This window comes from Novosphingobium sp. JCM 18896 (genome assembly GCF_025938095.1).
GTDB lineage: Bacteria > Pseudomonadota > Alphaproteobacteria > Sphingomonadales > Sphingomonadaceae > Novosphingobium.
This window is the reverse complement of the sequence record NZ_JAPCZF010000001.1, coordinates 738,136-759,310: the sequence shown is the minus strand read 5'-3', so window position 1 is coordinate 759,310 and position 21,175 is coordinate 738,136. Positions and strand designations below refer to the sequence as shown.

General features: G+C 67.4%; 19 protein-coding genes. 4 read left to right on the top strand and 15 right to left on the bottom strand.

Translation table 11 applies throughout. The features are described from left to right. Positions 1 to 2: 2 nt before the first annotated feature. Complete coding sequence (locus OLX23_RS03675; RefSeq protein ID WP_264443157.1) at positions 3 to 641, bottom strand: nitroreductase family protein; 639 nt, start codon at positions 639 to 641, stop codon at positions 3 to 5. 103 nt (positions 642 to 744) lie between these two features. On the opposite strand from OLX23_RS03675, the gene OLX23_RS03670 reads away from it, so the two are divergent. Then, complete coding sequence (locus tag OLX23_RS03670) at positions 745 to 1,530, top strand: class I SAM-dependent methyltransferase (RefSeq protein WP_264443156.1); 786 nt, start codon at positions 745 to 747, stop codon at positions 1,528 to 1,530. Between the two features lie 4 nt (positions 1,531 to 1,534). Here the strand turns inward: OLX23_RS03670 and OLX23_RS03665 are convergent, their stop codons facing one another. Beyond that, complete coding sequence (locus OLX23_RS03665; protein ID WP_264443154.1) at positions 1,535 to 2,296, bottom strand: SDR family NAD(P)-dependent oxidoreductase; 762 nt, start codon at positions 2,294 to 2,296, stop codon at positions 1,535 to 1,537. 49 nt (positions 2,297 to 2,345) lie between these two features. After that, positions 2,346 to 4,073 carry a class I adenylate-forming enzyme family protein gene (locus OLX23_RS03660; protein ID WP_264443152.1) on the bottom strand — a complete coding sequence of 576 codons (1,728 nt, stop codon included), beginning with the start codon at positions 4,071 to 4,073 and terminating at the stop codon, positions 2,346 to 2,348. A gap of 201 nt (positions 4,074 to 4,274) precedes the next feature. Between OLX23_RS03660 and OLX23_RS03655 the strand changes: the two genes are divergently transcribed. Next, the gene (locus OLX23_RS03655; protein WP_264443149.1) at positions 4,275 to 5,270 is read left to right on the top strand and encodes a zinc-dependent alcohol dehydrogenase family protein; all 996 of its coding nucleotides are present in this window, start codon (positions 4,275 to 4,277) and stop codon (positions 5,268 to 5,270) included. Between the two features lie 175 nt (positions 5,271 to 5,445). Here the strand turns inward: OLX23_RS03655 and OLX23_RS03650 are convergent, their stop codons facing one another. Both OLX23_RS03650 and OLX23_RS03645 read right to left on the bottom strand, forming a co-directional pair. Next, positions 5,446 to 5,862: a PaaI family thioesterase gene (locus OLX23_RS03650; RefSeq protein ID WP_264443147.1), complete on the bottom strand. Its 417-nt coding sequence runs from the start codon at positions 5,860 to 5,862 to the stop codon at positions 5,446 to 5,448. Positions 5,863 to 5,888: 26 nt separating this feature from the next. Next, the gene (locus OLX23_RS03645; protein ID WP_264443146.1) at positions 5,889 to 7,565 is read right to left on the bottom strand and encodes an FAD-binding protein; all 1,677 of its coding nucleotides are present in this window, start codon (positions 7,563 to 7,565) and stop codon (positions 5,889 to 5,891) included. Positions 7,566 to 7,728: 163 nt separating this feature from the next. On the opposite strand from OLX23_RS03645, the gene OLX23_RS03640 reads away from it, so the two are divergent. Next, a complete protein-coding gene (locus OLX23_RS03640) occupies positions 7,729 to 8,550 on the top strand; it encodes an enoyl-CoA hydratase/isomerase family protein (protein WP_264443144.1) in 822 nt (273 codons plus the stop codon). Positions 8,551 to 8,695: 145 nt separating this feature from the next. On the opposite strand, the gene OLX23_RS03635 is transcribed toward OLX23_RS03640, so the two are convergent. Together OLX23_RS03635 and OLX23_RS03630 are read right to left on the bottom strand one after the other, a co-directional pair. Further along, positions 8,696 to 9,034 (bottom strand): DUF4286 family protein, encoded by a 339-nt coding sequence (locus tag OLX23_RS03635; RefSeq protein ID WP_264443141.1) that lies wholly within the window; start codon positions 9,032 to 9,034, stop codon positions 8,696 to 8,698. A gap of 123 nt (positions 9,035 to 9,157) precedes the next feature. Beyond that, entirely contained in the window at positions 9,158 to 10,189 is a 1,032-nt protein-coding gene (locus tag OLX23_RS03630; RefSeq protein WP_264443140.1) for a helix-turn-helix domain-containing protein, read from the bottom strand. Positions 10,190 to 10,589: 400 nt separating this feature from the next. Between OLX23_RS03630 and OLX23_RS03625 the strand changes: the two genes are divergently transcribed. Continuing rightward, a complete protein-coding gene (locus OLX23_RS03625; RefSeq protein ID WP_264443139.1) occupies positions 10,590 to 11,639 on the top strand; it encodes an AraC family transcriptional regulator in 1,050 nt (349 codons plus the stop codon). Here the strand turns inward: OLX23_RS03625 and OLX23_RS03620 are convergent, their stop codons facing one another. From OLX23_RS03620 to OLX23_RS03585, 8 genes are all read right to left on the bottom strand, one after another. Then, positions 11,640 to 12,620 (bottom strand): NADPH:quinone oxidoreductase family protein, encoded by a 981-nt coding sequence (locus OLX23_RS03620; RefSeq protein ID WP_264443137.1) that lies wholly within the window; start codon positions 12,618 to 12,620, stop codon positions 11,640 to 11,642. It abuts the gene before it with no gap. Continuing rightward, positions 12,620 to 13,360, bottom strand: coding sequence for an SDR family NAD(P)-dependent oxidoreductase (locus OLX23_RS03615; protein WP_264443729.1), 741 nt, complete (start codon positions 13,358 to 13,360; stop codon positions 12,620 to 12,622). Before OLX23_RS03615 ends, OLX23_RS03620 begins: the two co-directional genes overlap by 1 nt. Then, complete coding sequence (locus OLX23_RS03610) at positions 13,360 to 14,712, bottom strand: acyl-CoA dehydrogenase family protein (protein WP_264443135.1); 1,353 nt, start codon at positions 14,710 to 14,712, stop codon at positions 13,360 to 13,362. The genes OLX23_RS03615 and OLX23_RS03610 overlap by 1 nt, the downstream gene beginning before the upstream one ends. A 42-nt stretch (positions 14,713 to 14,754) precedes the next feature. Then, positions 14,755 to 15,831: a phosphotransferase family protein gene (locus tag OLX23_RS03605; protein WP_264443133.1), complete on the bottom strand. Its 1,077-nt coding sequence runs from the start codon at positions 15,829 to 15,831 to the stop codon at positions 14,755 to 14,757. Beyond that, positions 15,828 to 16,298, bottom strand: coding sequence for a MarR family winged helix-turn-helix transcriptional regulator (locus tag OLX23_RS03600; protein ID WP_264443131.1), 471 nt, complete (start codon positions 16,296 to 16,298; stop codon positions 15,828 to 15,830). The genes OLX23_RS03605 and OLX23_RS03600 overlap by 4 nt, the downstream gene beginning before the upstream one ends. A 35-nt stretch (positions 16,299 to 16,333) precedes the next feature. Then, positions 16,334 to 17,902 carry an AMP-binding protein gene (locus OLX23_RS03595; protein WP_264443130.1) on the bottom strand — a complete coding sequence of 523 codons (1,569 nt, stop codon included), beginning with the start codon at positions 17,900 to 17,902 and terminating at the stop codon, positions 16,334 to 16,336. A 4-nt stretch (positions 17,903 to 17,906) separates the two neighbouring features. Next, a complete protein-coding gene (locus OLX23_RS03590) occupies positions 17,907 to 18,494 on the bottom strand; it encodes a MarR family winged helix-turn-helix transcriptional regulator (protein ID WP_264443128.1) in 588 nt (195 codons plus the stop codon). 112 nt (positions 18,495 to 18,606) lie between these two features. Beyond that, entirely contained in the window at positions 18,607 to 21,132 is a 2,526-nt protein-coding gene (locus OLX23_RS03585; RefSeq protein ID WP_264443127.1) for a penicillin-binding protein 1A, read from the bottom strand. Between the last annotated feature and the right edge of the window lie 43 nt (positions 21,133 to 21,175).

The window sequence follows — 21,175 nt, the reverse complement described above, 5'->3', positions numbered from 1 at the left end:
CCCTACCACCCATTCCAGTGCGTGATCCCCGCCACCGGCGGCCGCACCGCCGGCTTGAAGTCGGTGCCCCTGGTATAGCCGACCGGCAGCAGCGCCACCTGCATGACGTTGTCGGGCAGGCCGAGCAGGTCGGCCGCTTCCTGCTCGTGCAGCAGGTGCAGGGTCGTCAGCGCCGAGCCGAGCCCGCGTGCGCGCAGCGCGAGCTGGAACGACCAGACCGCGGGGAAAATCGAACCGAACACCCCGGCCGAGATCATCGCCGGCGCGCCCGCGGGCGGGCGTCCTTCGACGCAGGGGATGACGTGGACGGGCACCTTCTCGAGGTTCTCGGCCAGCCATTGCGCCGAATCGCGCACGCGTTCGCCCTGCCCCGGATCGGCCTCGTTCGAGGCCTTGAGCGGCGAGGCCAGATAAGGCAGCGCCCCCTTGCGATAGATCTCGGCGAGCGCGAGGCGCTTGGCCGGATCGTCGACCACGATCCAGCGCCACGACTGGCTGTTGCTCGCGGTCGGCGCCTGGACCGCGAGTTCGAGGCATTGGTTGATCACCTCGCGCGGCACGGCGCGATCGAGGTCGAGCCGCTTGCGCACCGCGCGCGTGGTCGAGAGCAGCGCGTCGGTGGTCGCGAGATCGAATGGCATCGCAGGTCCTCTTGGCCGTTATGGCGCCAAGTCTGGCCGAAGCGCGCGCGCAGGCCAAGGACCAATCGCCTATCCTCTGCGGCATAGAGCGAGGAGAACCGCGATGAGCCTGCACAGCCCCTACAACGAGAAGATCGTCGATCAGCATACCCAGCAGGCCGAAGGCTATGCCCGCCTGACCCAAGGCATGATCGCCAGCGACCGCCGCGCCGGCCTGCGCGCCTTCATCGGGCTCTCGACCGAGGACGAAGTGCTCGACGTCGCCTGCGGCCCGGGCTCGCTCGCGCTCGATCTCGCACCGCATGTCGCGCGGGCAACGGGCTACGACATAACTCCAGCCATGCTCGATCAGGCGCGCGCGGCACAGGCCCGGCTCGGCATCGAGAACGTCGCGTGGGTTCTGGGCGATGCTGCCGGCCTGCCTTTCGCGGACGGCGCCTTCGACGTGGTCGGATCGAGCGCGGCCTTCCACCATTTCGAGCAGCCGGCTTTCGTCCTGGCCGAAATGGCGCGCGTCTGCCGTCCAGGCGGCAGCGTGGTCGTGCTCGACGTCACGCCCGATGCCGACAAGGCCGAAGCCTACGACCGCATGGAGCGCCTGCGCGATCCGTCGCACGGTCACGCGCACACGATCGCCGAGTTCGAAGCCTTGGGCCGCGCCGCCGGTCTCGGCGAGGCGCGGGCGGTGACCAACCTCACCGCACCGATGCCCTATGCGGCCGTGCTCGAGACCTCGTTCCCCGAGACCTGCACGCGCGACCAGCTTCTCGCGATGATGCGCGACGATGCCGCGGGCGGCGAGGATCGCCTGGGCTTCCGCGCACAGCTGCAGGACTGCGCGGTGATGGTCACCTATCCGATGTCGATGATCGCCTGGACCAAGCCTTGAACCGTCACTGGCGCATCGAATTGCCGCCGTCGACGCTGAGCACCTGGCCGGTGATGAAGCTGCCCTCGTCGGACATCAGCAGCGCGCCCATGGCGGCGATGTCCTCGGGGCGGCCGAGTCGGCCGACGGGGATCCGCGCCGCCATGCCGGCAACCACATCCGGATCCATCACCGCCTCGAACCGGGCGTGCGAGACCACGCCCGGGGCGATGGCATTGGCGCGGATGCCCTCCGCACCGAACCGGTTGGCGACGTGGCGCACCAGCGCGTGCGCGGAAACCTTGCTCATCGCATAGGCCAGGCGCAGTGGCTCGCCCATGAAGGCTGCGCCCGAGGTCGTATAGACCAGCGAACCGCCGCCGCGCTGCAGCATCTCGGGGAGCGCCGCACGCGTGCACAGCACGAAACCACGCGCGTTGACACGCATGACCTCGTCGAAGGCCTCCATCGGCAGGCCGAGGATATCGGCCCCGCTCTCGCCGTCCTTGAAGCTTGCGAAATTGGCATGGAAGCCGTCGAGACCGCCGAAGCGTTCGACAGCGAGCGCCACCCCGGCGTTCACCGAAGCCTCGTCGGCGCCGTCGAGCGCGGTGCCAACCGCGGTGCCACCCGCCGCTGTGATTTCGGCCACCGTCGCCGCGACGCTCGCCGCGTCGAGATCACCCAGCACCACCGCCGCGCCTTCGGCCGCATAGCGCCGGGCGAGACCGCCACCGATCCCGCCGGCGCCGGCCACGACGATCACCTTGTTCCGAAGCCTGTCCACATCGCCTCTCCTCGTTTGCACGACAGAGTGGCACGGGGATCGGGCGCGTCTATCCCCCGGCGGGGACAGCCGGCGCGACGCCCAGCGTCCGTGCCGCCAGCTCGCGCATCAGCGCCGGCTTGACCTTCTCGCTGCCGGTCACCGCGCAGTCCTCGTCGGTGAAGAACAGCACGCGGCGCGGGATCTTGAAGCTGGCGATCTCGGTCTTGAGGAAAGCCACGATCGCGCTCTCGTCGAGGGTCACGCCGTCGACCGGCACGATGCAGGTGACGACCATTTCGCCGAGCAGGTCGTCGGGCACGCCCACGGTCTGCACGCGCTTGATGCCGTGGAACCGCGCGCAGACCTCGTCGACCTCGAGCGGCGAGACGTTGGCGCCGCCAGTCTTGATCATGTCGGTCAGGCGCCCCTGCCAGAAGAAGCGGCCCTCTTCGTCGACGTGGCCGCCGTCGCCCGTGCAGAAGAAGCCCTGCGCGTCGAAGCAGTCTTCCAAGGTCTTGCCGAGATAGCCCATCATCAGGGTCGGTCCCTTGACGCAGAGCTCACCCTTGGTCCCGCGCGGCACGATCGCGCCGGTCATCGGATCGACGATCTTGAGCAGGTTGCCGGGCAGCGGCGCGCCGAAGCTGTCCTTGTAGTATTCGGGCGGCACTTCGACCGAGAAGCCGGTGTTGACCGTCATCGTCTCGGTGCAGCCGAAAGCGTTGGGCACGCGCCACTGGGTATCGACGGTCGGATGCTCCCAGATCAGTTCGCCGCGCGGCACGTATTTGACGCTCGACAGGTCGGCGCCGGCCCAGTTCGGTGCCGCCTGGAAGCGCGCCCACTGGTGCGGGCGGCCATTGATGAAGTGCACGCCTTCCTGCGCGATCAGGTCGATCGCCTCCTCGGCGTCGAAATAGCGCTGGAGCACCACCGCGCCGCCGGTCGAGAAGGCCGAGCCGAGCACCATCGAGACGTTGCCCGACCAGAAGAAGCCGTTGCCCGTCCAGGCGCGCACCGGGTGGTGCATCCCGAAGGTCTGAGGCCAGCGCCACCACTGTACGGTGAAGGCGCGCTGCGCATGGACGATGCCCTTGGGCAGGCTGGTCGTGCCCGAGGAGAAGAAGATGCCGCCGATGTCGCCGGGCGTGACCATGTCGGCCCGCGCCAGGACCTGGGCCTCGGACACGTCCGCGCCACGCGCGAGAAAGGCGCGCCAGGTCTCGACCGCCCCACCCGACGCGGACTCCAGCGCCTCGTCCGTGCCCTCGACGCCGCCGAGCGAGACGAGGTGGCGCAGGAACGGGAACTTCGCCGAATTGAGCCCGCCGGGCTCGCCCTGCGCGATCGCCGGCTCGAGCTCGGCGATCATCGCGTGGAAGTCCTTCTTGAGCACGGTCTGCTCGAACAGCAGGATCGAGACCTGCGAGGCCTTGATCAGGTAGTCGAGCTCGCTCGGGGTCGAGAAGGTGCTGAGCGCTACGGGCACGCCGCCCGCCAGCGCCGTGCCGAACAGCGCCGCGAGGAATTCGGGGCGGTTGGTCATGAGGATGCCGACGCGGCTGTCGCGGCCGACGCCGCTCGCGATCAACGCCGCTGCCACCTCGATCGAGCGGGCCAGCAGGTCGTCGTAGGACCACGACAGGCGATGTTCGCCCTTGCGCAGGACCAGCGCCTCGCGCGAGCCATAGAGCGCCGCAACCTCGCGCAGATAGCCGCCGATGGTCTGCGCGCCCTGCCCCGGCTCCTCGGCCAGCGGCTTGCCATAGACCAACGACAGTGACGGATCTTCCACGCGCAAAACTCCCTCCCCAGGTACGCGGCGGAGCCTAACAGCGGGGTCCGGGCATGGGAACGCGAGCCGGCCCGCCAGTCACGCGGCTGCGCCGCCGCAGGCAAAGCCGGTGAGCGCACCACGTTCCCGGCCGAACATTTTCGGGATGCACGCCCGCGCATTTCGGGCTTAGTCAGCGCCAAAAGGATTCGGGAGAGAACGATGAAGCAGGCAGTGCTGCAGAGCGGCAAGGGCATCGACACGCTGGAAATCCGCGAAATGCCCAAGCCCCAGCCCGGCCCCGGCGAGGCCTTGGTGCGGCTGCGCGCGGCGACCTTGAACTATCGCGACGTGATCATGGCCAAGGGCCTGATCCCGGGGATCGCCAAGGAACCCGAACTGGTGCCGCTGTCCTGCGCCGCCGGCGTGGTCGAGGCCGTGGGCGACGGCGTCACACGCGTGAAAGCCGGCGACCGCGTGACCCCGCAGTTCACCATCGGCTGGCTCAGCGGTTCGCAGCCGACCCCGACGATGCTCGGCGGATCGATCGACGGCGTCGCGCAGCAGTATGCGGTCTATCCGGCCGAGAGCCTGGTCCTGAACCCCGACGAGCTTGGCGATCTAGAGGCGGCGACACTGTCCTGCGCCGGGCTGACCGCCTGGTCGGCGCTGACCGGCTTCCGCCCGACCGGCCCTGGCGACTGGGTGCTCGTGCAAGGCACCGGCGGCGTCTCGATCGCGGCGCTGCAGTTCGCCAAGGCGATGGGCGCGCAGGTGATCGCCACCTCGTCGTCCGACGCCAAGCTCGCCCGCGCGCGTTCGCTCGGCGCCGACGTCACGGTCAACTACCGCGACACGCCGAACTGGGCCGCCGCGATCCGCGACGCGATCGGCGGCGCCAAGGTCACCAACGTGATCGACACGGTCGGCGCGACCCAGTTCGACGACAACGTCTCGCTGCTGGCCGCCGACGGCCAGCTCTCGGCTATCGGCATGCTCGGCTCGGAATTCTCGTGGACGCGGCAGGATCCCAAGGTCGATCTCAAACCGATCGGCGTGGGCAACCGCGACCAGCACGAGGCCATGCTCGCCTTCATCGTCGCGCACCGGATCAAGCCCGTGGTCGACGTGGTCTACGACCTCGACCGCATCGAGGACGCGTTCCGCATGCTCGAATCGGGGCAGTTCTTCGGCAAGGTCGGCGTGAACCTGCTGTAGGCTTCACGAGGCCCAGTACGCGCGAACTCCACTCTTCCCGTCATCCCCGCGAAGGCGGGGATCCATCTCCTACGGCATCAACAATCGCAACGATGGCGTTTTAGGACAGCTCTGGAGATGGATCCCCGCCTTCGCGGGGATGACGAAGAGAGAGGGCGCGTGCCCAGGATGATACCTACCGCGGCCCCAGCGCCTTGAAGATGCCGTCGGCCGAACCGACCACCGCGCCGTCGGCCTTGATCAGGCCGCGCACGAAGGCGAGCGACGAGGTCTTGCGCACCAGTTCGGGCTCGCAGGTGATCAGCGCGCCCTTGGCCACGCCGCCGGCGAACGAATACTGGAGCTGGACGGTCACATAGCTGTGCCCGGTGATCGCATCGGCGGCACCGAAGCCGAGCGCGATGTCGGCGAAGGTCATTAGCGCGCCGCCGTGGACGACGGCGCCATAGTCGTTGACGATACCGTCGTGCGCGGCGAGCGCCACCGTGCGGCTGCCCGCCTCGCCCTTCATCCAGGTCTTGCCGATCGCCGCCGAGAAACCGGAGGTGGGCAATGGCGCCCACCCCGCGGCCACGAAAGCGGCGTCATCCATGATCCGGCCGCTCAAAGCCCGTTCACTCAAAGCTGGGCGTTGCTCAGCCCCGCGGCATGCTTGGCCGCGATCCACCCGAAGGTCAGCGACGGACCGACGCTGGCGCCGGCGCCCGGATAGACCTTGCCCATCGGCGAGGCGGTCGAGACGCCCGTGGCATAGAGCCCTTCGATCGCCGAACCGTCGCCGCGCAGCACGCGCGAGTTCACGTCGGTGATCACGCCGCCATAGGTGCTGACGTCGCCGGGGACGACGTCGACCGCGTAGAACGGCCCCTTGTCGATGCGGCCGAGCGAACGGAACTGCTTCTCGCGGCGCGGATCGCCGAGGAACTCGTCATAGGCGCGCTCGCCGCGGTGGAAGTCCTCGTCGACGCCCTTGTCGACGAAGCCGTTCCAGCGATCGACCGTGGCCTTGAGCGTCGCCGGATCGACGTCGATCAGCTTGGCCAGTTCCTCGATCGTCGCGGCCTGCTTGAGATAGCCGGTCTCGACCCACTTCTGCGGGATCTTGCCTTGGCCGCCATTCGCCAGCGGATAGAGCTCGAGGTACTGGCGATCGAACACGGCCCAGCTCGGCACGGCCGGCGCGGTGCGGTTGCGCACGACCATGCGCTCGCAATATTCCTCGTAGGAGCCGCCCTCGTTGAGATAGCGCACGCCCGTCTGGTCGACGAGGATCGCATGCGGCTTGGCCGTGATCGACTGCGCGCCCGGCGCGACATATTCATCTTCCCAACCCGGCGCGCGGGTCATCTGGAAGCCGACCATCTGGTCCATCTGCGCGAGCACGCCGCCGTGGCGCTCCATCTCGCGGTGCATGTCGCCCTCGTCGGCCTCGTTGGTCATCGACCAGGCCGAATTGGTGCCGGGCATGTACTTGTCGCGCATCTCCTGGTTGCGCGAGAAACCGCCGGCATTGACCAGCACGCCGAGGTTGGCACCGACGCGCCAGGGCTTGCCGTCCTTGCTGGCGACGACGCCGACAACCTTGCCATTCTCGATGATCAGCTCGTTGACCGGGGTCTCGACGCGGATGTCGACACCGGCGCCGAGCGCGGCCTTGAGCATGCGGCCCTGGAGCGCCGCGCCGGCCGTGACGTAGCTCTTGCCCGTCAGCTTGCCGAGCACGACCTTGAGGCCGGTCTTGGCGAAGAAGCCGATCTTCTTGCCCGTGGTCATGAAGGGCAGCTTCATGCCGTCGTCGAGCAGCACCGGCACTTCGAGGAAGCCCTTGCGCAGCTTGGGCGCCCATTCGCCCAGCTCGTTCTTGTCGAACGGCTCGGCGACGATCGTGCGGCTGGTTTTGCAGCCGCCCGGATATTCGTCGTAATAGTCGGGCCAGAACACCGAGCCGCGGCGGAGCTGGACGCCCTGCTTGACCAGGAACTCGACCATCTTGCGGCCTTCGGTGATATAGGCGAGGCGCTTCTCGTGGCTGGTGCCCGGCGCGTCGGCGTCGTCGCCGACCACGGCGTCGAGATAGGTGATACCCTTCTCGGTGCTGTCCTCACCCGGATCCATGAAGGGGTTGTTGGGCAGCCACATCACGCCGCCCGACTTACAGGTGGTGCCGCCGGCAAAGGGCGACTTTTCGAGAATCACGACCGACTTGCCGGCCTGGCGCATCAGCAGCGCCGAGCTCATCGAGCCACCGCCGCAGCCCACGACCACCCAATCGAACGTCTCGTCGAAATTTGCCATCTTGATCCTCTCCGTCGCGCGTTTCCGCGCCCAATCCTGCTGCGCGCCTGTTCAGCATGCCGGCTTGACCTTGGCAAGCCAGCGCACCATCGCGCTCGCGAAGAATATGGCTGGCTCCGCAGAATCGAAGCTCTATGACGGCGCCGACTAGGGAGACCTCACGATGTCCGATACTGCCCCAAGCGCCGCTCAGCCGCTGCCGACTTTCAAGACGATCGAATTCGCCCGCGAAGGCCGCCTGCTGCGCCTGACCTTGAACCGCCCCGAGGCGATGAACGCGATCAACCTCGAGCTTCACGACGAACTGCCCGATGCGCTGTGGTTCGCCCAGGGCGACACCGGCTCGGACGTCGTCGTCATCACCGGTGCGGGCCGCGGCTTCTCGGCCGGCGGCGATCTCGAGCACATCGCGCGCAACGCCGCCAACCCCGTGCTGTTCGATCACGAGGCGCGCCAGGCCAAGCGGATCATCTCGACCCTGCTCGACATCGACAAGCCGGTGATCTGCCGGCTCAACGGCCACGCCGTCGGCCTCGGCGCGACGATCGCACTGATGTGCGACATCGTCATCGGCGCCGAGGGCGCGAAGATCGGCGATCCGCACGTCGGCCTGGGCCTCGTCGCCGGCGATGGCGGCGCGGTGATCTGGGCGCAGCGCATCGGCCTCGCCCGCGCCAAGGAATATCTGTTCACCGGCGAGATCCTGACCGCACAGAAGGCGGCCGAGATCGGCCTGATCAACTATTGCGTGCCCAAGGAAGAGCTCGATGCCGCGGTCGACGCGTTCTGCGCGAAGCTGCTCAACGGCGCGATGGGCGCGATCCGCGCGACCAAGATCCTGACCAACCTCGAGCTCAAGCGCCTCGCCGCGGCGGTGATGGACGCGGGCATCGCCTACGAATCGGTCTCGGTGCGCAGCGCCGACCACCTCGAAGGCATCGCCGCGCTGCGCGAGAAGCGCGCGCCGAAGTTCGGGCAGGGTTGAAAATCCTCCCCGCTCGCGGGGAGGTGGCAGGTCCGTAGGGTCTGACGGAGGGGGTGGGCCGATACGCGCTGCGCTGGCCGAGAGCCCCCTCCACCACCAGCTACGCTGGCGGCCCCCCTCCCCGTACCGGGGAGGATGAGTGGCCTCAGCCGCCGGCCTTCACGTAGTCACCGCATTCGGTGAACAGCGCGGTGTAGGTCGTGGCCATGTCCTGGAAGATCGGCGGGGTCATCTTGCCCGACTGGGCCAGTTCGCCCATGCCCGCGAGCAGAGCGCCCGGATCCTCGACGTCGGCGTCGTAGATCGCGAGATAGGTGTTGGGATCGGAGCCGGCGAGCTTGGCGACGAGCTGGAAACGCTGCGCGCCTTCGAACCCGGGCACCGACGTGACCTCGCCGAGATGCTTGTTCTGGTACCAATCGTTGAACTCGGCTTCCTTGCCGGGCAGCGGCGTGGTCAGGGCGACAAGCTTGACTTTGGGCATTGGGACATCCTCCTCAGATAGCGCGCACTACCATCGGCGATGGTTCCCGGCGATGCAAGCGTGCGGCGCTGGCCGAGCGCGATACCGCCGGGCCGTTACCGTCCGTCCGTTTTCCGTACGAGGTTACTGCAGCGTCTCGCCCGCGAAATTCGCGAAGGCGTCGTGCTCGTCGGCGTGCGCCAGCTCCGAATGCTCGGCACATTCGCCGCGGAACTCGCGCGGGTTCACCTTGAACACGCGCTTGAACATGCGGCTGAAGTGCGCCGGGCTCTTGAAGCCGACGCCATAGGCGATCTCGCTGATCGAGATGTCGCGCGGGTCCGACGCCGAGAGCCAGTTGCGCGCCTTCTCGAGCCGCTGCTCCCAGACCAGCTCGGAGAACGAGGTGCCCTTGAGCCGCAGCAGGAACGACAGATAGCGCGGGCTGATGCCGCAGCCCTTGGCGACCATCGCGGTCGACAGCTGCGGATCGGACAGGTGCACCTCGATGAAGCGCAGCACGTCCTGCAGGCGGCGATCGGCGATGGTCTGCCGCGCGGGCGCCGCTTCCTCGCTCGTGCGCACGGCATTGCCGATCAGGGTCAGCGCGGTCTCGACGAGCACGCGCGCCGAATCCTCGCCCAGCGAGCCATCGTCCTCGAAGACGTCAGTCAGGATGTTCTCGGCGATCGCCAGCTCGGCGCGGTTGGCCGGCATGAACAGCCCCGTCGAGAAGTCCTGCGGGATATGTGCGCGCAGGATGTGCGTGGGCACGGTGACGTGGAGCAATTCGTGCACCGATTCCGAATCGACCACGCATTCGATGAAGAACGGCGACATCGAGCGGGTGATGGCGAAATCGCCGGGCTGCGCGATCTTGTTGCCGCACTGGTTCGAGAAGGCGAGCTTGCCGTGCTTGACGAACCACAGGATCGACAGGTCGGTCGCGTCCTCGCGGATGTGCTGGCGCGTGCGGCGGAAGCCGAGGTTGGTCGCCGAACGCTGCTTGATGATCGACACCGCGCCGACAGCCTTGCGCTCCGAGCGCACTTCGATCGTCGAGGCATCCTCGATCCAGAAATCGCCGCGATAGTATTCCTGCTCGCGGTCGCCGCGGAACTTGTCCTGGCAATCGCGGTAGTTGCGGCGATCGAAGGAGAACAGGGTCTCCGCCATGGGTACTCTCCCGGTGTGGGGCCGGCCTATGCGCAGGCCCTTCTTATGCGCTTTTCATAAAGCATCGCGCCGGGCATTCCACGCAAGCGGCGCATCGACTTCGACATTTGACGCAGCGGACTGCATCGGCTGCATCTCGCGCCGCATTCCTCCATTTCGGATTTTGCTCTGACGGCAATCGCGTGCTGCACCTGCGAAAGCGGCTCTCGGCGGCATCCTTGCACCGACAGTCATGGCACTTCCTATCGAAGAAACCTGCCTCTGCGGCCACAGACAAGTCGCGCTCTTGGCATTTTGCGCGAGAGTGTCGATATTGCACGCCACAGGCGCGCCACCGAGAGTCGGGCGGCGCGCGTGGAGGATCATCGCCGGCACAGCGCCGGCCGGGAGAACGGGATCAATGGGTCAGGAGACCTTTTTCAGCCTCGATGGGCCGCTCGACATCGCCCCCGGCGGCGGCCAGTGCCGCGCCGCCAACTTCAGCGGCCTGGCCGACGTCGCCCGCCAGCGCGGCCGCGACGCGCGTGGCATCGTCGAACGCTATGGCATGGAAGCGCGCGTTCTGACCGATCCCGAAAGCCTGATCGCGCCGCAGCAGCTGGCCGACACGCTCGAATATTGCAGCTCGCTGTTCGACGATCCGCTGTTCGGCCTGCACATCGCCATCGCCCAGGATCCCGAGGTGTTCGGCTGCGTCACCGCGCTCTGCCGCGCCGCGCCCACCGTGCGCGCGGGCATCCGCTGCCTGATCGACTACCTGCCCGTGGTCCACGCGCCCGATTGCGAGGTCGTGCTGATCGAGGGCCGCGAGACCGCCGAGCTCGCCTGGCTGGTCAACACCGACATCGGCGTCAACGACCAGGCCAACTACCAGGCGGCCATGCTCAACGTGAAGCTGCTCCAGGCGATGGGCGGTCCCGGCTTCAAGCCCTCGTGGATCAGCCTCTCGGCCGACACCCGCGCCAGCGACCTGCCCGAGCTCGAGCGCGTGCTCGGCTGCAAGGTCATCTCGCACAGCCGGCACAATGCCATCGCCTTCCCGGTGCACACGCTCGACCAGATCGTGCCCAGCGCCAACCGCGTGCTGTTCCGCCTGCTCGGTTCCTATCTGCAGACGGTGAAGGCGTCGCACAGCCAGTCGATCATCGATCGCGTCGAAAGCTACATCCGCGGCTCGCTGGCCTCGGGCAACTGCACGATCGAGCGCTGCGCCGACAAGATCGGCACCTCGGTCCGCACGCTCCAGGCCAAGCTCTCCGCCGAGGGGGCCAAGTTCTCCGAACTGGTCGAGGGCCAGCGCGCCAAGCTGGCCAAGTCGCACCTTGCACAGCGTCAGCTCACGCTCGATGAGATCGCCGACCGGCTCGGCTATGGCGAGCAGACGAGCTTCGGCCGCGCCTTCAAGCGCTGGACCGGCCAGACCCCGCAGCAGTTCCGCGCGACCTGTTGATCAGCCGACCTTCAGCACCACGCGCCCGGCGCCCTCGCCCTTGAAGGCCGCGTTCATCGCCGCGCGGAAATCGTCGAAGGCATAGGCCCGGCCGATCGCCGGCTTGAGCGCGCCCGTCGCGGCGATCTCCAGCACCCTGGCGAAGTTCGCCTGGGCCTTGGCCGGTTCGGCCTCGCCGAAAGCGCGGAGCTGGACACCGATCAGGCTCGCGGTCTTGACCAGCGGCAGGTTGGTCTTGAGCGAGGAGATACCGCCAGTGAAGCCGATGACGAGGTAGCGCCCGTCGTAGCCGAGCGTGCGGAAAGCCGGATCGGTCATGTCGCCGCCGACCGGATCGAACACGACGTCGACAGTGCCGCGCCCGCCGGCGGCAGCCTTGACCTCGCCGCGCCAGTCCTCGCTGCGCGTGTTGACCACGGCATCGGCGCCGGCCTCGAGGCAGAGCCGGCGCTTGTCCTCGCTCGAAGTCGAGGCAATCACCCGCGCGCCCATGGCCTTGCCGGTCTGGATCGCGGCGATGCCCGTCGCCCCGGCCGCGCCGAGCACGAGCAGGGTCTCGCCGGGCTGCAGCCGCCCGCGGTCGCTGAGCGCGTGGAAGGCGGTGGTATAGCTCGGCGGAAAGACCGCGGCCTCTTCCAGGGTCAGCGCGTCGGGCACCTTGTTGAAGCTCGAGGCGCGGAAGGTACCCTGCTCGACGAAAATGCCGCCGAAGCTCGAACCCATGACGCGGTCGCCGACGGCCAGATGCGTGACGCCCTCGCCCAAGGCCTCGACCACGCCCGCGCATTCGCTGCCCGGGATAAACGGCAGCGGCGGCGTCACCTGATACTTGCCCGCGGCGGTCAGCACGTCGACGTAGGAAATGCCGATCGCCTTGACCGCGACGCGGATCTGCCCCGGGCCGGGTTCCGGCGCGGCATGCTCGCGAATTTCGTAGGCCTCGGGCGGACCGAAGGCGTCGGCGATGATCGCGCGGGGCATCAGTGCTGTCCTCCATCACAGCGCACCAGCGAGCCGGTGACGTTGGCCGAGGCCGGGCTCGCCAGGAACAGCGCGGCGGTGACGATCTCCTCGGGCTCGGCGGCATGGCCGCGCGGGATCGGAATCGGGCCCTTGCCCTTGTCGGGCCAGGCCTCGACGATGTCGGTGCGGAAGGCGCCGGGTGAGAGCGTGTTGACGCGCACCTTGGGCGCATATTCCCAGGCCAGGCTCTTCGACATCGCGTTGAGCGCCGCCTTCGACGAACCATAGGCGACGACCTGCGGCAGCGGCATCAACGAGCCCGAGGAGGTCACGTTGATGATGCAGCCCCCATCGCCGTCGGCCATGCGCTTGGCGACCTGGCTCGCGAGGCGGAACGGCCCCTTGAAGTTGAGGTTGACCACCGAATCGAACAAAGCCTCGGTCACTTCGTGGCTCGGCGTGCGCGGGCTCATCCCCGCGTTGTTCACAAGGATATCCACACGCCCGAACTCGGCGTAGGCCTCCTCGATCAGCCGGTCGCACTCGGGCCACTTGCCGACATGCGCCGAGACCGCGAGCGCCTTGCGGCCGAGCGCGCGGACTTCCTCGGCCACGGCCTCGCAGTTCTCCAGCTTGCGGCTGGCGATGATGACGTCGGCGCCGCGCTCGGCGAAGGCCTTGACCATCTGGTAGCCGAGCCCGCGCGAGCCGCCGGTGACCAGCGCAACCTTGCCGGTGAAGTCGAAAAGCGGATCCATCACGCGCGCTTCGCCTTGCGCGGATCGACGACTTTGGGATCGACCGCATCGGGATAGCGCGCCTGTGCCGCCGCGCGCCGCGTCGGGATATGCTCGCTGGGGAACAAGCCCTCGGCCGGCTTCGCCTTCTTCATATAGGCGCGGGCGAGCTGCGACTTGTGCACGTCGGTCGGGCCGTCGGCGAAGGCCAGCGACATGTGACCGCCGTACCACTTGGCCAGGGGCAGATCGAGGCTGATGCCCAGCGATCCGTGGATCTCGAGGCTGCGGCCGACGACGTCGTGGTAGATCTTGACCAGGCCGATCTTGCACATGCCGATGTAGTTGCGCGCCGAGCCGTGCGGCATGCGGCCTTCTTCGACCTCGTCGATGATCCAGGCGGTCTTGAGCACGAGCAGGCGGAAGGCCTCGAGCTCGACGATCGACGCGGCGATCTTGTCCTGCACCATCTGGTGATCGCCGAGCGTGCGACCGCGCGTCCGGCGCGAGACCACGCGTTCGAGCATCATCTCCAGCGCGCGGTTGCAGATGCCGACCGTACGCATGGCGTGATGGATCCGCCCGCCGCCGAGCCGTGCCTGGGCGACCTTGAAGCCACCGCCGCGCTCGCCCAGCATGTGGTCGAGCGGCACGCGCACTTTGTTGTAGTGAATATGCGCGTGGTGGCCGTCCTCGGGATCGAGATCGCCGGCGATCGCCACGTTGCGCAGGATGTCGATGCCCGGCGTGTCGGTCGGCACGATGAACATGCTCATCCGCTCGGTCAGCACCTTGTCGGGATCGGTGACGCAGATGACGAGCAGGAAGGTCGCCAGCTTGGCGTTCGACGAGAACCACTTGTAGCCCTCGAGCTCCCACTCGTCCTCGCCCTTGTCGTTCTTGACCAAGGTGGCCTTGCAGGTGAACTCGCCCGGATCGGCGCCGCCCTGCGGCTCGGTCATCGAGAAGCACGAGACGATATCGCCGTCCATCAAGGGGCCGAGGTACTTCTGCTTCTGCTCGGGCGTACCGAACATGGCGAGGATCTCGGCATTGCCGGTATCGGGCGCGGCCGTGCCGAACACGGTCGGGGCCCACGACGAGCGACCGAGGATCTCGTTCATCAGCGCCAGCTTGACCTGGCCGTAACCGGGGCCGCCCAGATGCGGGCCGAGGTGGCAGGCCCACAGCCCTTGCGCCTTCACCTGATCCTGCAGCGGCTTGAGGTGCTTGCGCGCATCGCTGCGCCAGGTTTCGAAATTGGCACCCATCTGCGGCCAGAGCAGGTCCATCGTCTCGCATTCCTCGCGGACGAATTTGTCCATCCAGTCGAGCTTCGCTTGGAATTCGGGTTCGATGCTGAAATCGATCATGGCATTCTCTCCTAATCCTCCCCGTGCCGGGGAGGATCAAATTCACTTCATCCGCGCGATCTGCGCCTTGGTTTCCTTGAACACGTTCTCGACGATGCGCGCGAAGAAGCGACCCGTCTCCTTGGGCAGGATTCCCGCCTCGGCCTGGGCCACCTTGTATTCGAGCAGGCAGCCCGACTTGAACTTGGCGAGCAGCGAGAACCACTCGAAGTCGCGGATGTCACGGCCCGTGCCGGCGCAATAGTAGCGCGCGAGCTCCTGCTTGGTCGGGAAGTTCGCCGGGTTGTTGAGCGCGTTAGGAAACTCCTTGTCGGGGTTCTCCTCGTCACGCATGCCGCCGGTAAACCAGCCCATGTCGATCATCGGATCGCCGATCGTCGACAGCTCCCAGTCGATCATCGCCGCGAGCCGCGCCGGCGGGCCGTGGCGGAACATCATGTTGGGCGTGCCGACATCGCCATGGATGATGCCGCGCACTTCCTTGGGCAAAGCCGCGTGCCGCAGCCATTCTTCGGTCTCGGCATAGCCTTCGAGATGGCGGCCGGCGTAGCCGTAGCGCTCCTTGTAGCTCGCGAGCTGGCCGGCCCAGCGATCGACCTGGCGTTCGAGGAACTTGCCGGGCTTGCCGTAGTCGCCCAGCCCGATCGCTTCGTAGTCAACGTTGGCCAGCGCGATCAGCCCGTCGACGATGGCGAAGGGGATGCCGTATTCGTAAGGCATCGTGTCGAACGGCGCCTCGTTCCAGATCTTCTCGTCGCGCAGGTTCGGCGCCCAGCCCTGGACCTTCTCCATCACGTAGAACGGTGCGGCCGCGACCGAGACGTCCTCGCAGGCGCCGTAGCAGATCGGATGCGGCACTTCGGTCTGGTTGAGCGCGGTCAGGATCCGCGCCTCGCGCAGCACGCCCTTTTCGGCGCCCGGTGGCGGCACGGCCGGCGGACGGCGCATGACCATCGGCGTCTCGCCGCGGCTGAGCGTCAGCACGACATTCGAGGTACCGCCGCTGAGCACCGAGGTTTCGAGCGGCCCCTTGCCCAACTCGGGCACATGCGCGTCGAGCCATTCGGTCAGCGGGCCCTTCGGCGCCAACTCATCGAGATCGTAGGTCATGCTCGTCATGATTTCTCTCCCGCCCGCAGCCGAGCTTCCAGTTCCTTGCGGATGTCGTGCAGCAGCCCCGCCGCGCGGCGGACCAGATCGGCGTCGAGGCTGCCCGCGATCTCCTCGGCGATGGCATCGGCGCGCGCGTCGATCTCGCGCTTGAGCGCCACGCCCTGCTCGGTCGCACGCAGCAGCACGGCGCGCTTGTGATCGGGATTGGTCTCTGCCTCGATCAGACCGGCCTCGATCAACGAATTGGCCGCGCGCTGGACGATCTGACGCGGCTGGCCGAGCGAACGGCCGATCTGCGGCACGGTCGGCGCGCGATCGGCCTCGACCACGGCGTTGAGCACGGTCAGCTCGGAATCGCCGAGCCCTTCGGATCGGCGCGCACCGGCGAACATGCCCTTGAGGCGGCCGTTGAGCCGGATCAGCTCGTCCGAGAGGCCCACCAGCGGATGTCGGGAATCGAATTTGCCATGCATGCTGCGATCGTGTCAGTTTGACATGATCGTGTCAATTAAATCACCGCGACGGGATTGCCGTAGAGCTTGCGCAGCTCGTGCTTGGCCAGCTTGCCCGACGGAATCCGCGGCAATTCCTCGACGAATTCGTAGCTCTTGGGCTGCGTCACCTTCGATATGCGGTCCTTCACCCATTCGCGCAGTTCGGCTTCGAGCGAAGGGCCCACCTCCGACCAATCCTTGGGCTGGACGATCGCCCTCACCTCTTCGCCATATTCGGGATTGGCAACGCCGATCACCGCCACGTCGAGCACCTTGGGATGCACGATGAGACAGTCTTCGATCGCTTGCGGATAGATGTTCACCCCGCCCGAGATGATCATGAAGTCCTTGCGGTCGGTGAGGAACAGATAGCCGTCCTCGTCGAGCCGGCCGATGTCGCCGACGGCGAACCAGTCGGCATGACGCGGATGGGTCGCAGCACGAGTCTTGGCCGCGTCGTTCAGGTAATTCACCCCGCGCCCCGGCAGCGCCTCGAACCAAATCGTCCCGGGCTCGCCCGCGGGCAGCTCGTTGCCGTCCTCGTCGCAGATGTGGATCGGGCCGAGCGAGGACCGCCCGACAGAGCCGGGCTTGCGCAGCCATTCCTCGGCGCTGATCGCGGTGGCGCCGACACCCTCGGTGCTGCCGTAATATTCGAGGATGATCGGCCCCCACCATTCGATCATCTGGCGCTTGATCTCGACCGGGCACGGCGCCGCGGCGTGGATCGCGATCTGCAGGGTAGAAATGTCGTACTGCCTGCGCACCGCTTCGGGCAGAGCCAGCATGCGCACGAACATGGTCGGCACGAACTGCGCCGCGGTGACCCCGTACTTCTCGATCGCCGCGAGCACGCCCTCGGCATCGAACTTGCGCTGGGTGACGAAAGTGCCGCCCAGGCGCTGCGCGACGATCATACAGGACAGCGGCGCGCCATGGTAGAGCGGGCCGACGTTGAGATACACGAGCGGGTCCATCTCGTGATAGCGCGGCATCCCGCCCTCGAGCGCGTTGAACTCGTCGATCGGCCCGGGCGTGAACGGCAGGACGATGCCCTTGGGCCGCCCCGTCGTGCCGCTCGAATAGATCATGTGGAAGCCCGAGATTTCATCGACCACAGGCACCGGCGGCATCGCCGCAAGCGCATTGCGCAGCGAACTGGCGCCCTCGATCGGCTCGTCGTCGGCATAGAGGATAGTCCCCACGCCGGAGATCAGCGCCGCGCGCTCCGCCGCCAGCGCGCGCGGCGTCTCGCCGAGCGAGGCCGAGAGCACGAGCACCTTCGCCGCGGAATCGCCGAGGATGTAGGCGGCCTCTTCCGGCTTGAGATGGGTCGACAGCAGGGTCACGAAGACGCCGCAGCGGGTCGCGCCCCAATAGACGATCGGGAAAGCCGGCGAATTGCGCAGCATCAGCGCGATGCGATCGCCGGGCTTGAGCCCCAGCGAGCGCAAGAGCTGTGCGAAGCGGTTCGAATATTCGTCGAGCTGGCGATAGGTCAGCACCTCGCCGGTGTCGGCGATGACCATGGCGGCAGCGTCGGGAATGGTCCGGGCGTGGTGCGAGGGATGAAAGCCCGGCATCGGCTTAGTCCGCGCGTTCGGCGGGGCGCCCGTCGATCCGGCGGCGCAGGGTGAGCAGGCCGTCGCTCATCGCCGCGAGGTCCGCGAGATCGAGATCGAGCCCTTCGGTCAGGTCGGCGATGATCTCCGCAGACTGGGCGTCGATCGTGCCGCCGAGCGCGCGGCCTTTCTCGGTCGCGACCAGCAGCGCGGCGCGCTTGTGTCCGGGGTTGGGCTGGAGTTCGACCAGCCCCTCCTCCTCGAGCACGCGCACTGCCCGCTGGATCACCTGGCGCGGATGGCCGAGCGAACGCCCCATCTGCGGCACCGTCGGCGGCCGCGCGGCGTGGGCCACGCCGATCAGGGTCAGCACCTCGATGCCCGAGAGCCCGGAATCCTCGCGCACGCTGGCGAACATCTGCAGCAGGCGCACGCCGATCCGGTGCGCTTCGCCCAGGATGGTAACGAGTTCGGCAACCTTGGCCTGGGTCTCGTCCTCGACCGACGGTTCGGCCGTCGGATTGACACCACCGCGTGCGGAACGCGAACCCGGTCCGAATTTTGGAGCTTCCGCCGGCCCCAATACACTCCAGAAGCTGTGCCTCGGTCCCATTCCCGTCCCTTTTGTTATCGTCCGGCAACGATAGCGACTGTCGGCCGGCTGACAATTGGTAAGGAAGATGAACTTATAGGAACCGCGGTGTCAACGCCTCCCCGGAGCGCGATCAGTAGACGCCGCCCTGTTCCTCGGCGAAGTCCGCCGATTCCGCCGAACGGGCCGCATCGCGCGCATCCTGCTGGCGCGCCTGGCGCCCGCGCTGGATCGCCGCCAGCAGCGCCGAACGCTGCTTCGAGAGCTCGTCGGCGCGGGTTGCCCGCGCGGGTTCGGTATCGGGCTTGAAGGCTTCCCAGATCACGCCGGCCTTGGGATCGCTGCCCGGCTCGACGCCGAACACGCGCTTGCCGCTGGTGCGGTCGATGCGGACCATGCGCACGCCTTCGGGCGCGACGAAAGGCAGGTCGCTCCAGCGGTTGCGCGTCGCCTGGACGAACTGCTTGAAGATCGGCGCGGCAATGCGGCCGCCCTGGGCATAGCCGCCGAGCGAACGCGGCTTGTCGTAGCCGAGATAGACGCCGGCAACGTACTTCTGCGAACCGCCGACGAACCAGACATTGGTCGGGCCCGTGGTCGTGCCGGTCTTGCCGAACAGCGGGATCTTGAGGTCGCGCAGCACGACCGCGGTGCCGCGCTGGACCACGCCCTCGAGCATGTGGACCACCTGGTAGGCCGTGCGCGGATCGAGCACCTGCTTGCCGCGCGGCTCGAACCGGGGCATCGGCTTGCCGTCCCACTGCGCCATGTTGCAGGTCGTGCAGCGGCGGTTGTCGGCGCGGAAGATGACCTTGCCGTTGCGGTCCTGGACATAGTCGATCACCGAGGCCGGATACTGCACGCCGTTGGCGGCGAGCGCGGCATAGGCGTTGACCATCTGGATCACCGTGGTGTCGCCCGCGCCCAGCGCGAAGGACAGGTAGTTCTGGTACTTGCCGATGCCGACGCGCTGGAAGGTCTTGGTGACGTTCTCCATGCCCGCGTCGTTGGCGATGTGCACGGTCATCAGGTTGCGCGACTGCTCGAGGCCCCAGCGCATCGTATGCGTGCCGCCACCGCCGCCGCCGCCGAAGTTGCGGAAGCACTTCTGCCCGGCGGTGCCCTGATAGACGCAGAAGGTCCCGTCCGAGACCATCGTCGCCGGGGTCATGCCCATGTCGAGACCCGTGGCGTAGACGAAAGGCTTGATCGTCGAACCCGGCTGGCGCAGCGCCTGGGTGGCGCGGTTGAACGAGGCGAGCCCCGCGTCGAAACCGCCCTGCATCGCGACGATGCGGCCGTCGGCCGGGCTCTCGACGAGCATGCCGCCCGAGACTTCGGGAATGGTCTTCACCGCATAGGTGTCGGTGCCGACCGGCGCGGCGGCGATCACGTCGCCCGCACGCAGCGCGTCGGGCAGACCGGTGAGGCGGCCGGTCTTGCCGTCGGGAAAACCGATCGAGGCGCTGGCGCCCTGGCGATCGATGACGATGCCGACGCGCCAGTCCTGATAGGTGATGGTCTTGTTGAGCGTGACCAGCTCGGTCTGCCAGCGATCGCCATCGATATCGAGATGTTCGATCGGCCCACGCCACCCCATGCCGCCGTGATAGCGCAGCAGCCCGGCACGCAGCGAATCCTGCGCCGCCTTCTGCATCTCGGGATCGACCGAAGTGCGCACCCACAGGCCACCGGCATAGACGCCGTTCGGGCCCTTCTCGGCCTTCTCGCCGTAGCGATCGATCAGCTGGCGGCGGACTTCTTCGACGAAATAGCCGACCGAAGGATCGTAGGTCTCGACACGGCGGCCGATGATGCCGAGCGGCTGGGTCTTGGCCTGGGCCACCGCCTCGGCGCTGGCCCAACCGTTCTTCTCCATCTGGTCGAGCACGTAGTTGCGGCGCGCGATCGCCATGTCGGCGTTCTTGGCGCGGCCATAGCGCTCGGGCGCCTTGGGCAGGATCGCCAGGAAGGCCGATTCCTGCAGATTGAGATCGCCCACATCCTTGCCGAAATAGGCGCGCGCGGCGGCCTGGACGCCGAAGCTCTGCCGGCCGAGCGGGATCTCGTTGAGATAGAGCTCGAGGATCTGCTGCTTGGTCAGCGTGGCCTCGATGCGCCGCGCCAGGATCATTTCCTTGAGCTTGCGCGTGACCGAATATTCGTCACCGATCAGGATGTTCTTGGCGACCTGCTGGGTGATCGTCGAACCGCCCTTGGCGCGCTGACCCGAGCCCATCTTCGAGGCATAGTCGATCACCGCGCCGATGAGGCCCGGATAGTCGACGCCGCCGTGGGTCCAGAAAGTCTTGTCCTCGGCCGCGAGGAAGGAGTCGGTCAGCTGCTTCGGGAAATCGACGAAGCGCAGCTGGACGCGGCGCTCGCGCGCATAGGAATAGACGATCTGGCCATCGATGCCGCGCACGATCGTGGGCAGCGGAGGCTGATAGTCGAGCAGCTTGTCGGCCGAAGGCAGGTCACGCGCGACCAGCAGCCAGGCCGCGGCGAAGACGGCGAGGAAGCCGCCGCCGGCATAGCCGAGCCAGCGGACCCAGCGCTTTTCGCGCCAATTGCTACGGAGCCATCCCCAGGCGCCGCTCGCCTCGCGGCGGATGCGATAGTTCAGGTTCTCGCCGTCGGACGATGCGTTTTCAGCCATTGCCCGCCGCCTTTATCGCGTGTCCCGCGCGAGGGGAAGCGCG

Coding starts and splice junctions, on each gene's coding strand:
- OLX23_RS03625 (WP_264443139.1), top strand. CDS start 10,590: ATGGGTCAGGAGACCTTTTTCAGCCTCGATGGGCCGCTCGACATCGCC.
- OLX23_RS03670 (WP_264443156.1), top strand. CDS start 745: ATGAGCCTGCACAGCCCCTACAACGAGAAGATCGTCGATCAGCATACC.
- OLX23_RS03640 (WP_264443144.1), top strand. CDS start 7,729: ATGTCCGATACTGCCCCAAGCGCCGCTCAGCCGCTGCCGACTTTCAAG.
- OLX23_RS03615 (WP_264443729.1), bottom strand. CDS start 13,360: ATGGATCCGCTTTTCGACTTCACCGGCAAGGTTGCGCTGGTCACCGGC.
- OLX23_RS03605 (WP_264443133.1), bottom strand. CDS start 15,831: ATGACGAGCATGACCTACGATCTCGATGAGTTGGCGCCGAAGGGCCCG.
- OLX23_RS03590 (WP_264443128.1), bottom strand. CDS start 18,494: ATGGGACCGAGGCACAGCTTCTGGAGTGTATTGGGGCCGGCGGAAGCT.
- OLX23_RS03585 (WP_264443127.1), bottom strand. CDS start 21,132: ATGGCTGAAAACGCATCGTCCGACGGCGAGAACCTGAACTATCGCATC.
- OLX23_RS03635 (WP_264443141.1), bottom strand. CDS start 9,034: ATGCCCAAAGTCAAGCTTGTCGCCCTGACCACGCCGCTGCCCGGCAAG.
- OLX23_RS03610 (WP_264443135.1), bottom strand. CDS start 14,712: ATGATCGATTTCAGCATCGAACCCGAATTCCAAGCGAAGCTCGACTGG.
- OLX23_RS03600 (WP_264443131.1), bottom strand. CDS start 16,298: ATGCATGGCAAATTCGATTCCCGACATCCGCTGGTGGGCCTCTCGGAC.
- OLX23_RS03620 (WP_264443137.1), bottom strand. CDS start 12,620: ATGCCCCGCGCGATCATCGCCGACGCCTTCGGTCCGCCCGAGGCCTAC.
- OLX23_RS03650 (WP_264443147.1), bottom strand. CDS start 5,862: ATGGATGACGCCGCTTTCGTGGCCGCGGGGTGGGCGCCATTGCCCACC.
- OLX23_RS03645 (WP_264443146.1), bottom strand. CDS start 7,565: ATGGCAAATTTCGACGAGACGTTCGATTGGGTGGTCGTGGGCTGCGGC.
- OLX23_RS03675 (WP_264443157.1), bottom strand. CDS start 641: ATGCCATTCGATCTCGCGACCACCGACGCGCTGCTCTCGACCACGCGC.
- OLX23_RS03630 (WP_264443140.1), bottom strand. CDS start 10,189: ATGGCGGAGACCCTGTTCTCCTTCGATCGCCGCAACTACCGCGATTGC.
- OLX23_RS03655 (WP_264443149.1), top strand. CDS start 4,275: ATGAAGCAGGCAGTGCTGCAGAGCGGCAAGGGCATCGACACGCTGGAA.
- OLX23_RS03595 (WP_264443130.1), bottom strand. CDS start 17,902: ATGCCGGGCTTTCATCCCTCGCACCACGCCCGGACCATTCCCGACGCT.